Genomic DNA, 11859 nt, shown 5'->3' with positions numbered 1-11859 from the left:
CGGTGTGTCAGATGGCTTGGATGCCATCGACGCACCGTGATCGCGGGCAAGCGCACTCCTACATCTGCTCGATCATCTACGACTATCATCACGCCTTCCGCTAATTAACTTCCTCTATCCACCCAGTGCGGCATCACAATGAGCTTCGGCGTCGGGTTTTCCTTATCGTCTCTCCATTGAACAAGCACACGGCTGGCTTCACATGAGGTCGCCGGGAACGTGATCCCCGAGGAGAGAAGCGCATGAGCAACAAACTGACGACCGCATTCGGCGCCCCTGTTGTCGATAACCAGAACATCCAGACCGCAGGCCCTCATGGCCCGGCGCTGTTGCAGGACGTCTGGTTCCTGGAAAAACTTGCTCACTTCGACCGCGAAGTCATCCCGGAGCGCCGCATGCACGCCAAAGGCTCGGGCGCGTTCGGCACGTTCACCGTCACTCACGACATCACCCAGTTCACCCGCGCCAAACTCTTCTCTCAGGTCGGCAAGCAGACTGAAATGTTCGCCCGCTTCTCGACCGTCGCCGGTGAGCGAGGCGCTGCGGACGCGGAACGCGACATTCGCGGCTTCGCCCTGAAGTTCTACACCGAAGAAGGCAACTGGGACCTCGTCGGCAACAACACCCCGGTGTTCTTCCTGCGCGATCCGCTGAAATTTCCTGACCTGAACCACGCTGTGAAACGCGACCCACGCACCGGCATGCGCAGCGCTGAAAACAATTGGGACTTCTGGACCCAACTGCCCGAAGCGTTTCACCAGGTCACCGTGGTCATGAGCGAGCGCGGCATTCCCCGCAGCTACCGCGAGATGCACGGTTTTGGCAGCCACACCTACAGCTTCCTCAACGCGCAGCACGAACGTTTCTGGGTCAAATTCCACTTCGTGTCCCAGCAAGGCATTGCCAACCTGACCGATGCCGAAGCGCAGGATTTGGTGGGTCGCGATCGTGAGTCCCATCACCGCGATCTGTACGAAAGCATCGAGAGCGGCAATTTCCCTCGCTGGAAACTGTTCGTGCAGATCATGCCGGAGAAGGAAGCGGGCAGTTACCACATCAACCCGTTCGACCTGACCAAGGTCTGGCCGAAAGGCGACTACCCGTTGATCGAAGTGGGCGTGTTCGAGCTGAACCGCAACCCGGAAAACAACTTCGCCGACGTCGAGCAAGCCGCGTTCGCGCCTTCCAACGTGGTGCCGGGTATCAGTTTCTCGCCGGACAAAATGCTGCAAGGCCGTCTGTTCTCCTACGGCGATGCCCAGCGCTACCGTTTGAGCGTCAACCACCACCAGATTCCGGTGAACTCGCCAAAAGCAGCGCTGCACGTGAACAGCTATCACCGCGATGGCCTGATGCGCATCGACGGCAACCGTGGCGGCATGACCTCGTACGAGCCGAACACCAAGGGCGCGTTCCAGGAGCAGCCTGATTTCCGCGAGCCGCCGCTGTCCATCGAAGGCGCTGCGGGCCACTGGAACCACCGTGTGGACGACGACTACTTCTCGCAGCCGGGCAACCTGTTTCGCAACATGAGCCCGAAAGAGCAACAGTCGCTGTTCGATAACACCGCACGTGCCCTGCGCGGCGTGTCGGCGCCGATCATCGCGCTGCACATCAAGCACTGCACCCAGGCTGACCCGGCGTACGGCGCCGGTGTGACCGAGGCGGTGGAGCGTATTCACCACGCGTAACGGCAGCTGAAACACAAAGCCCCCAACCTGAGTGACAGGTTGGGGGCTTTTTTCATTGGCCGATGTTTACTGACTTTGCGCAACGGATCCCCAATGCTGCAAATCCTGTGGGTTCGTCTGACACACCGCTTTCGCCACTGTCGTAACCTCCAGAAGCTCCTACAAGTCCGAGTCGAATTCGAAATCAGTTTCAGGGGCAGATAGCTTTAATGCCCATGACTGCGCCCCACATGGGAATGCTCCACTTCGGCGGCGACCACGCTGCCGCTCACTTCCAGCCGATCCAGAATCCCGCAATGATCCGGCGCGCCTTCGCTGCAGCGCTGTCGCAAATCCACCAACTGCGCTTGTAGCGCCTGAAGGCTAGCGATGCGGGCGCTGACGTGCTGAATGTGCTCGTCGATCAGCGCATTCACGCTTTCACACTGATCTTGCGGGCTGTCGCGCAGGGCCAGCAGACTGCGGATTTCATCCAGCGTCATGTCCAGGCTGCGGCAGTTGCGGATGAAGGTCAGGCGCTCGACGTGTTCCTGAGTGTACAGCCGGTAATTGCCTTCACTTCGCGCAGGCTCGGACAGCAGCTTTTCGCGCTCGTAATAACGAATGGTTTCCACGGGGCAGTCGGTCAGTTTGGCCAGCTCGCCGATCTTGAAAGAGGCGTTCATGTCATCGATCCCGTTTTGAGGCTTGACCCTATAGTGGCTACAGGGTGTTCACTTGGCAACACGCACACCAAGAGACTCAATCGATGAGTGACTCTGTACACAAACATTCGCCCCACGATCACGCTGGCCATGACCATAGCGGCCATGACCACGCAGGGAATGATCACTCGGCGCCCGTGACATTCACGCCGGTCGGCAAGCACGAGCACAAAGCCCATTCATGCTGCTCCCATGAGAGCGCTCCGGCGGTGGTCAGCGTTGGCAACGGTTCGACAGACAACGCGCGTCTCAGCCGCTTCCGCATCGAGGCGATGGACTGCCCGACCGAACAGACACTGATCCAGAACAAGCTGGGCATGATGTCGGGCATTCAAAAGCTCGAATTCAACCTGATCAATCGTGTGCTGGACGTCTGGCATGAGCTGCCGTCGACCGACCCGATTCGTGAGGCCATCGGCTCGCTCGGCATGCAGGCTGACGTGATGGAAGAGGGCGCAGCCCAAGAGACCGAATCGCTGCCGTCGCCGAAAAAGCCGTGGTGGCCGCTGGCGCTGTCCGGCGTGGCTGCTGTGTCGGCGGAAATCATTCACTTCACGGATGCCGCGCCGACCTGGGTGGTGGCGCTGATTGCCCTCGTCGCAATCTTCAGCGGCGGCCTGACCACCTACAAAAAAGGTTGGATCGCGCTCAAAAACTTCAATCTGAACATCAACGCCCTGATGAGCATCGCCGTGACCGGTGCCGTGCTGATCGGGCAGTGGCCGGAAGCGGCGATGGTGATGTTCCTGTTCACTGTGGCCGAGCTGATCGAAGCCAAATCCCTGGACCGCGCGCGCAACGCCATCGGCGGCCTGATGCAGCTGACGCCCGAGATGGCGACGGTTCAGCAAGACGGCCAGTGGGTGGAGGTCGAGGTCAAGCACATCGCATTGGGCAGCGTGGTCCGGGTCAAACCGGGCGAGCGCATTGGCTTGGACGGTGAGGTGGTGGCGGGGCATTCGAGCATCGACCAGGCGCCGATCACGGGTGAAAGCCTGCCGATCGAGAAGACCGTGGGCGACAAGGTGTTTGCCGGGACCATCAACCAGGCCGGTTCGCTGGAGTACAAGGTCACGGCGGCGGCGAACAATTCGTCGCTGGCGCGGATCATTCACGCGGTCGAAGCGGCTCAAGGCGCGCGTGCGCCGACTCAGCGCTTCGTCGACAGCTTCTCGAAAATCTACACGCCCGCCGTGTTCGCGCTGGCGCTGGCCGTGGCGATCATCCCGCCGTTGTTCATGGGCGCGACGTGGTTCGACTGGATCTACCGTGCGCTGGTGTTGCTGGTGGTGGCGTGCCCCTGTGCATTGGTGATTTCAACGCCGGTGAGCATCGTCAGCGGTCTCGCTGCGGCGGCGCGCAAGGGGATTTTGGTCAAGGGCGGCGTCTATCTGGAAATGGGGCACAAGCTCGATTACCTGGCGTTGGACAAAACCGGGACCATCACCCACGGCAAACCGGTGCAGACCGATTACGTGTTGCTCGACGAGGCGTTCGGTGATCGCGCGCTGGCGATATCAGCAAGCCTCGCAGGGCGCTCCGATCACCCGGTTTCTCAGGCCATTGCGACCGATTTCGGCAAGGACGGGCATCTGCCGGTCGAGGCGTTCGAAGCGCTGGGCGGGCGAGGTGTGAAGGGTGAGGTCGATGGTCGTCTGTATCACTTGGGCAACCACCGGTTGGTGCATGAGTCGGGGCTCTGCTCGCCCGAACTTGAGGCGCGTCTTGAGGTGCTGGAAACCCAAGGCAAAACCGTGGTGCTGTTGTTCGACGAGACCGGACCGTTGGCGTTGTTCGCCGTGGCCGACACGGTCAAGGACAGCAGCCGTGAAGCCATTGCGCAATTGCATGCACTGGGCGTGAAGACCGTGATGCTCACCGGTGATAACCCACACACGGCCAAGGCGATTGCCGCACAGGTGGGGATCGATCAGGCCCAGGGCAACCTGCTGCCGACCGACAAGTTGCAGGCGATTGAAGGCCTGTACGCGCAGAACCATCGCGTCGGGATGGTGGGTGATGGCATCAACGACGCGCCTGCATTGGCGCGGGCGGAGATCGGCTTCGCGATGGCAGCTGCTGGGACTGACACCGCCATTGAAACGGCTGACGTGGCGTTGATGGACGACGATTTGCGCAAGATTCCGGCGTTCATCCGTCTGTCCCGGGACACCGCGGCAGTGCTCAAGCAAAACATCGCGCTGGCGCTGGTGATCAAGGCGATCTTCCTCGTCGTGACGTTCGCGGGCGTCGCTACCATGTGGATGGCCGTATTTGCGGATATGGGGGTGAGCTTGCTGGTGGTGTTCAACGGGTTGCGGTTGTTGAGGAAGTAACGCAAGTTTTGATGACGCTGCGCTATCCCCTGTGGGAGCGAATTCATTCGCGATGGTCTGTCTGACGATGGATCTGCGTCGGATGTACCCATGTCTCGCGAATGAATTCGCTCCCACAGTGAGGTCAGCATTTCACATCAGGAAGTGTATGAAGTGGAGCGATTACTTCCCGTACTTCTTCCGCCCCCAGGCGATCATGCTTTCCAGCAGTGATTTCAACACCACCCGCGTCGGGTCAGCCAGGTCCGCGCGGTAGTGGAACGGCACGAACTCTTCCATGTACGTGCTCTGCGCCAGTTCCAGTTGCACCGCGTGGATGTTCTCGGCCGGGTTGCCGTAGTGGCGTGTGATGTGGCCGCCCTTGAAGCGTCCGTTGAGCACATGGCTGTAGTTCTTCGCGCCTGCGCACACCGCTTCAACGCGTTTTTCCAGCTCGGGATCGCAGCTCGCGCCGTTGAAGGTGCCGAGGTTGAAGTCCGGCAGGCGACCGTCGAACAAGTGCGGGATGTGGCCGCGAATCGAGTGGGCGTCGAACAGCAGCGCATAGCCGAATTCGTCGCGCAGACGCTCCAGCTCATTGCGCAGGGTGTCGTGGTACGGCGTCCAGATTTTCTCCAGATACGTCGCGCGCTCTTCCTGGGTCGGCACCTGGCCTTCCTTGAACAGCGGATCGCCTTCGAACAACGTCGATGGGTACAGTCCGGTGGTCGCACCAGCGTACAGCGGCTTGTCGTCGGAGGGGCGGTTGAGGTCGATGACGAAGCGCGAATACTCGGCGGCCAGCACGCTGGCGCCCAGATCGTGGGCGAAATCGTAGAGGCGCGGGATGTGCCAGTCCGTGTCCGGCAGGCTCACGGCCTCGTCCACCAGCCCCTCGCGCACCACCGGCGTCAGATGCAAACCTGGGTGCGGCATGCTGATCAGCAGCGGCACGCGACCGCGAGTGAAACTAAATACCTTGTCCACAGTATTCTCCTGATTGGAAACGGCTTAGAAACGACTTTCCACGCCGTGACGCACGACGCGTTTATCCAGATCCCCGCCCAGCCAATAAGCCAGGTCCGCAGGCCGTTCGATGTTCCACGCGACGAAATCCGCCACCTTGCCGACTTCCAGCGAGCCGTGCGTTTCAGCCAGGCCCAAGGCTTGCGCGGCATGAATCGTTGCGCCCGCCAGGGCTTCTTCCGGGGTCATGCGGAACAGGGTGCAGGCCATGTTCAGCATCAGTCGCAGCGACAGGCCCGGCGAGGTGCCTGGGTTGAGGTCGGTGGCGATGGCGATCTTCACGCCGTGTTTGCGCAGGGCGTCCATCGGTGGCAACTGAGTCTCACGAAGGAAGTAGAACGCGCCCGGCAGCAGCACCGCGACGGTGCCGGAAGCGGCCATGGCGATGGCGTCTTCCTCGGTCATGAATTCCAGATGGTCAGCCGACAGCGCCTGATAACGGGCTGCCAGACTCGAACCATGAAGCGACGACAACTGCTCGGCGTGCAGCTTCACCGGCAAGCCCAATTGGCCGGCGGTGATGAACACCTGCTCGACCTGCGCAGGCGAAAAAGCCAGGTATTCGCAGAACGCATCCACTGCATCCACCAGATTTTCAGCCGCCAGTGCGGGCAGCATTTCCGAGCAAATGTGGGCGATGTAATCGTCGGCGCGATCCTTGTATTCCGGGGGCAGGGCGTGGGCGGCGAGACAGGTGGTGCGCACGGTGACGGGGAGTTTTTCCCCTAGTCGGCGAGCGACACGCAGCATTTTGCCTTCGCTGGCCAGGTCCAGGCCGTAGCCGGATTTGATCTCCAGCGTGGTCACACCGTCCTTGAGCAAATGCTGCACACGGCGCTCAGCGCTGGCGTAGAGCTGCTCTTCGCTGGCCGCCCGGGTCGCGCGCACGGTGCTGGCGATACCGCCTCCGGCCGCCGCGATTTCGGCGTAACTGACACCTTGCAGACGCTGCTCGAATTCGCCGCTGCGATTGCCGCCGAACACGGTGTGGGTGTGGCAGTCGATCAGGCCAGGTGTGACCCACGCGCCGTCGAGGTCAACCTTTTGAGCGTCGGCCAGATCAGGGGCATCGCTCAGAGGACCGACCCAGGCAATGTGCGCTCCGTCGGTCACGATGGCCGCGTTCTCGATGATCGAGTACGTGCCGTTTGCCATGGTTGCTGCGTGACAGTTATGCCAGAGCGTTTTCATCGATACCTCCAGAGTGCGAAACGATAAAGAACCTGTGGGAGTGAGCTTGCTCGCGATGACGGTGTGTCAGACGGCATAGATGTTTCTGACCCACCGCAATCGCGAGCAAGCTCACTCCTACAGGATTTGTGTCATCCGACAGGTCGGTTTTTGATCAGTTTGTGGGTTGGCTTCACCCAAACCCGATACACAATCACCAACATCACAATCCACACCGCGCCCACCAGAAGCGCTGCCTGCGTATCGGGGAAATACCCCAGCACCACAAACACGAACACCATGAACGCAGTGGCGGCAATCGGTGCGACCGGCCACAACGGCACCGGAAATTTCAATTGCGCGACGTCTTCCGGACTCATCGAGCGGCGCATCGCAATCTGTGTGACGAGGATCATCAGCCACACCCAGACCGTGGCGAAGGTCGCGATGGATGCGATCAGCAGGAACACGTTCTCCGGAATCAGATAATTCAGCACCACGCCGCAGAGCAATGCGGCGCCCATCACCAGCACGGTCATCCACGGCACGCCGTTGGCCGACAGCTGCGCGAACCCTTTGGGCGCCTGACCCTGAATTGCCAAGCCGTACATCATGCGACCGGCGCCAAAAATGTCGCTGTTGATCGCCGAAATCGCCGCTGAGATCACCACGATGTTGAGGATGATCGCCGCCGAGGAAATCCCGAGCTTGTCGAAAATCTGGACGAACGGGCTGCCTTGGCTGCCGATGTCCTGCCACGGGTACAACGACATCAGCACGAACAGCGTCAGCACGTAAAACAGCAAAATCCGCAGCGGCACTGCGTTGATCGCGCGGGGAATAACCCGCTCAGGATCACGCGCCTCGCCGGCTGCCACGCCAATGATTTCAATGCCGCCGAACGCGAACATCACCACCGCCAGCGCTGCGACCATGCCGCCGACGCCATTGGGCATGAAGCCGCCCTGGGTCCACAGATTGCTCACGTGGCTGACGCTGTCGCCCGCAGACGACCCGATGCCGAACAGCAAAATGCCGAAGCCCGCGAGGATCATCCCGATGATCGCGCCGACCTTGAGCAGCGACAGCCAGAACTCGGTTTCACCAAACACTTTGACGCTGCACAGGTTGAGCGCGCCAATCACGAAAACGATGCCGAGCACCCAGGTCCAGCGGGGCACGTCGGGGAACCAGAAACCCATGTAGATCCCGAATGCCGTAACGTCGGCCAGGCAGACGATGATCATCTCGAATGCGTAGGTCCAGCCCAGGACGAAGCCTGCCAGCGGACCCAGGTATTGCGTGGCGTACTCGCTGAACGAGCCGGACACCGGGTTGCGCACGGCCATCTCGCCGAGTGCGCGCATGACCATGTACACCGCGGCACCCGCGATGAGGTAGACCAGCAGTACAGCAGGCCCGGCCAGTTTGATCGCCGACGCCGAGCCATAGAACAGCCCGGTGCCGATGGCAGAACCCAGCGCCATGAAGCGAATGTGACGGGCGCTGAGCCCGCGTTTCAGATCTGTTGCGTTTTGCGGTTTCATCTCACGCTTTTCCTAGTCTTTCCTTTTGCTGAAATGAGGATGGGCACCCAATCCTGTAGGAGTGAGCTTGCTCGCGATAGCGGTTTGTCGGACACGCAATTAGCGCCTGATGAACCGTCATCGCGAGCAAGCTCGCTCCTACAGGGCGGTGGCGAAACGCCAAAAGCGCTCCCACCTTCATTTCAATGACAGGCCGTCCCTGGCCTGTCCCGATCAGAAGCTCGGCAGCAGGTCAGCGGAAACCAGTTCGCTCAGGCAATTGGATGCCAGCAGCGCGGTGGCGGCCTCGATGTCAGGGGCGAAGAAGCGGTCTTTTTCGTAGAACGGGACTTTGCCGCGCAGGGTGGTGCGGGCGATTTCCAGTTTTTCCGAGGTCTTCAGACCATTGCGCAGGTCCAGACCCTGACACGCAGCCAGCCATTCTACAGCCAGCACGCCCCGGGTGTTTTCCGCCATTTCCCACAGACGCTTGCCAGCGGCAGGTGCCATCGACACGTGGTCTTCCTGGTTGGCCGAGGTCGGCAGGCTGTCGACGCTGTGCGGGTGGGACAGCGCCTTGTTCTCGCTGGCCAATGCCGCTGCGGTCACCTGGGCGATCATGAAGCCGGAGTTCACGCCGCCATTGGCCACCAGAAACGGCGGCAGTTGCGACATGTGCTTGTCCATCATCAGCGAGATGCGGCGTTCACTCAGCGAGCCGATTTCAGCGATGGCCAGCGCGATGTTGTCGGCGGCCATGGCCACCGGCTCGGCGTGGAAGTTGCCGCCCGAGATAATGTCGTCTTCGGCGGCGAACACCAGCGGGTTGTCGGACACGGCGTTGGATTCGACGGCCAGCACCTCAGCGGCCTGACGCAACTGGGTCAGGCACGCGCCCATGACCTGTGGCTGGCAGCGCAGCGAATACGGGTCTTGAACCTTGTCGCAGTCGCGGTGGGAATCAGAGACCTGGCTGCTGTCGCCCAGCAAGTCGCGATAGGCCGCGGCGGAATCGATCTGGCCACGTTGACCACGGGCGGCGTGAATCCGCGCATCGAACGGCGAACGTGAGCCGAGCACCGCTTCAACGGTCAGCGCGCCACAGCTCAAGGCGCCGGCAAACAGATCTTCGCCTTCGAACAGGCCACGCAGGGCGTACGCGGTCGACACCTGTGTGCCGTTCAGTAATGCCAGGCCTTCTTTTGCGGCGAGGGTCAGCGGCTTCAAGCCAGCGACTGCCAAGGCTTCAACGGCGTTCAGCCACTGGCCCTTGTAACGCGCCTTGCCTTCGCCCAGCAGCACCAGCGACATGTGCGCCAGTGGCGCGAGGTCGCCGGACGCACCGACCGAACCTTTCAGCGGAATGTGCGGATAGACCTCGGCGTTGATCAGCGCGATCAGCGCATCGATCACCTGACGACGAATGCCCGAGAAACCACGGCTCAGGCTGTTGACCTTGAGCACCATGATCAGGCGCACCAGCTCGTCGCTGATCGGCTGACCTACGCCTGCGGCGTGAGACAACACCAGCGAGCGTTGCAGGTTTTCCAGATCGGCGCTGGCGATGCGGGTCGAAGCCAGCAGGCCGAAACCGGTGTTGATGCCGTAGGCCGTGCGGTCTTCAGCAAGGATGCGCTCGACGCAGGCCACGCTGTCTTCGATCTGTTGGTCGGCGCTGGCGTCCAGCGTGAGGGTCACGGGTTGCTGATAGATCGCGCGCAGTTGCGCCAGGGTCAACTGGCCGGGGATCAGGTTCAGCGGGGTCGCCTTTTGGGTGTCGGTCACGATGCTGCTACTCCTTCGTTGATGTCGGTCGCGTGCCTTGAACTGGCTCCTGCCTGTTCCGCGCTTGTGGCGCTCGGACTGCGGCTGTTGCTGTTATGGGTTGCCGCATAATCGCGGCAGACCTGAAAGACGGTTTCCAGTGATTCTTCGTTCTTGAGCAGGGTCACGCTGCTGGCGATGTCCGGGGCCAGCCAGCGGTCTTCGTCATAAGCCGGAACGCGCTCACGCAGCAGACGCCACGCGGCTTCGGTGCCCACGCCGAAGCGCGGCCCCTTAAAGAATTCGAACGCTTGAGCGGCGAGCAGGTACTCGATGGCGAGGATCTGCGTGACGTTCTCCAGCACCTTGTGCAGCTTCAAGGCGGCGCTGGTGCCCATGCTCAAATGGTCCTCTTGAAGCCCTGACGTCACGTAGTTGTCGATGACGGCCGGTTGCGCCAGCTGGCGGTTTTCCGCACAGAGGGACGCGGCGACATATTGCACGATCATCATCCCGGAGTTGACCCCCGGCTGGCTGACCAGAAACGCAGGCAGGCCGCTGACGGTCGGGTTGATCAGGCGGTCCAGACGTCGCTCGGCAATCGAGCCCAGTTCAGCCATCGCAATGGCGAGCAGGTCCGCCGCCATCGCCACTGACTGACCGTGTGGGTTGGCTTGCGAGACGACGCGATAGGCGTCAGGCGCGCCCAGCAGCAGCGGGTTGTCGGTGGCCGAATTCAGCTCGGTTTCGATCTGCTGGGTGGCGTGAGCGAGTTGGTCGCGGGTGGCCCCGTGGACCTGCGGAATCGAACGGATGCTCAAGGCGTCCTGTGTACGAATACCCTTGCTGTTGGCCAAGACTTCGCTGCCCGCCAGCAGGCCGCGCAGGTTCTTGCCCACTTGCTGCATGCCCGGATGGGGCTTGAGCGCAATGATCGTTTCATCGAATGCGTCGAGCTGACCGCGCAGGCCTTCGAAGGTCATGGCGCTGATCACATCGGCCCATTGCATCAGGCGATTCACGTCGGCGATGGCCAGGCAGCTCAGGCCGGTCATGCACGGCGTACCGTTGACCAGACACAACCCGTCCTTGGCGCCGAGTTCGACCGGCGACAGACCTTCCTCGCTCAGCGCTTGCAATGCCGATACGACTTGCCCGCGATAGCTGACCTGACCGACGCCCAGCAGTGCGACGCCGATGTGCGCCATGTGGGTCAGGTAGCCGACCGAACCCTGGGACGGCACCTGCGGCGTGATGCGGCGGTTGAGCAACGCCATCAGCGCTTCGACCACTTGACGATGGATGCCGGACTTGCCCTGTGTGTAGTTGATGATCGCGGCGCAGATGATCGCGCGGGTCTGCTCATCGGGCAGTGCCGGGCCGACACCGCAGGCGTGGCTGAGCAGCGTGTTGCGCGACAGGCGGCTCAGTTGCTCGCCTTGCAGCGACACGTTGCACAGCGCCCCCAAGCCGGTGTTCACGCCGTAGGCGCGTTCGTCGCTGGCGACGATGCGCTGCACGATGGCCTGGGCGTTGTCGATCCGTGCCCAGGCGCTATCGGACAACGCCAGCGTGGCGCCATGACGCGCCACGGCGGTGATGTCCTGCCAGGTGACCCGTGCATCGCCGATGATGATCTGTTCTGCTCGCGACATGACTACAG

The 11859-nt window shown here is 61.6% G+C and carries 8 protein-coding genes; 2 read left to right on the top strand and 6 right to left on the bottom strand.

Going from position 1 to position 11859, the window contains the following annotated elements; translation table 11 throughout:
• The first annotated feature begins 242 nt into the window (after positions 1 to 242).
• Positions 243 to 1691 carry a catalase gene (locus tag AAEO81_RS28930; protein WP_341960547.1) on the top strand — a complete coding sequence of 483 codons (1449 nt, stop codon included), beginning with the start codon at positions 243 to 245 and terminating at the stop codon, positions 1689 to 1691.
• Positions 1692 to 1897: 206 nt separating this feature from the next.
• On the opposite strand, the gene cadR is transcribed toward AAEO81_RS28930, so the two are convergent.
• Complete coding sequence (cadR, locus tag AAEO81_RS28925) at positions 1898 to 2356, bottom strand: Cd(II)/Pb(II)-responsive transcriptional regulator (RefSeq protein WP_341960545.1); 459 nt, start codon at positions 2354 to 2356, stop codon at positions 1898 to 1900.
• An 83-nt stretch (positions 2357 to 2439) separates the two neighbouring features.
• Between cadR and AAEO81_RS28920 the strand changes: the two genes are divergently transcribed.
• Complete coding sequence (locus AAEO81_RS28920; RefSeq protein ID WP_341960544.1) at positions 2440 to 4731, top strand: heavy metal translocating P-type ATPase; 2292 nt, start codon at positions 2440 to 2442, stop codon at positions 4729 to 4731.
• A 162-nt stretch (positions 4732 to 4893) separates the two neighbouring features.
• Here AAEO81_RS28920 and hutG read toward each other — a convergent pair whose 3' ends face one another.
• From hutG to hutH (AAEO81_RS28895), 5 genes are all read right to left on the bottom strand, one after another.
• Positions 4894 to 5697: an N-formylglutamate deformylase gene (gene hutG / locus AAEO81_RS28915; protein WP_341960543.1), complete on the bottom strand. Its 804-nt coding sequence runs from the start codon at positions 5695 to 5697 to the stop codon at positions 4894 to 4896.
• 24 nt (positions 5698 to 5721) lie between these two features.
• Positions 5722 to 6927 (bottom strand): imidazolonepropionase, encoded by a 1206-nt coding sequence (hutI, locus tag AAEO81_RS28910; protein WP_341960542.1) that lies wholly within the window; start codon positions 6925 to 6927, stop codon positions 5722 to 5724.
• A 131-nt stretch (positions 6928 to 7058) separates the two neighbouring features.
• Complete coding sequence (locus AAEO81_RS28905) at positions 7059 to 8453, bottom strand: amino acid permease (RefSeq protein WP_341960541.1); 1395 nt, start codon at positions 8451 to 8453, stop codon at positions 7059 to 7061.
• A gap of 213 nt (positions 8454 to 8666) precedes the next feature.
• Positions 8667 to 10190 (bottom strand): histidine ammonia-lyase, encoded by a 1524-nt coding sequence (hutH, locus tag AAEO81_RS28900; RefSeq protein ID WP_341964647.1) that lies wholly within the window; start codon positions 10188 to 10190, stop codon positions 8667 to 8669.
• 23 nt (positions 10191 to 10213) lie between these two features.
• Positions 10214 to 11851: a histidine ammonia-lyase gene (gene hutH, locus AAEO81_RS28895; protein WP_341960540.1), complete on the bottom strand. Its 1638-nt coding sequence runs from the start codon at positions 11849 to 11851 to the stop codon at positions 10214 to 10216.
• Between the last annotated feature and the right edge of the window lie 8 nt (positions 11852 to 11859).

The sequence above is a fragment of the Pseudomonas sp. RC10 genome (assembly GCF_038397775.1).
Lineage (GTDB): Bacteria > Pseudomonadota > Gammaproteobacteria > Pseudomonadales > Pseudomonadaceae > Aquipseudomonas > Aquipseudomonas bambusae.
Note: the sequence above shows the minus strand (reverse complement) of the source record. Positions and strands in the feature narration are given on the sequence as shown.

Excerpts from the sequence above, each read along its gene's own strand:
- AAEO81_RS28930 (WP_341960547.1), top strand. The coding sequence starts at position 243 with ATGAGCAACAAACTGACGACCGCATTCGGCGCCCCTGTTGTCGATAAC.
- cadR (WP_341960545.1), bottom strand. The coding sequence starts at position 2,356 with ATGAACGCCTCTTTCAAGATCGGCGAGCTGGCCAAACTGACCGACTGC.
- AAEO81_RS28920 (WP_341960544.1), top strand. The coding sequence starts at position 2,440 with ATGAGTGACTCTGTACACAAACATTCGCCCCACGATCACGCTGGCCAT.
- hutI (WP_341960542.1), bottom strand. The coding sequence starts at position 6,927 with ATGAAAACGCTCTGGCATAACTGTCACGCAGCAACCATGGCAAACGGC.
- AAEO81_RS28905 (WP_341960541.1), bottom strand. The coding sequence starts at position 8,453 with ATGAAACCGCAAAACGCAACAGATCTGAAACGCGGGCTCAGCGCCCGT.
- hutH (WP_341960540.1), bottom strand. The coding sequence starts at position 11,851 with ATGTCGCGAGCAGAACAGATCATCATCGGCGATGCACGGGTCACCTGG.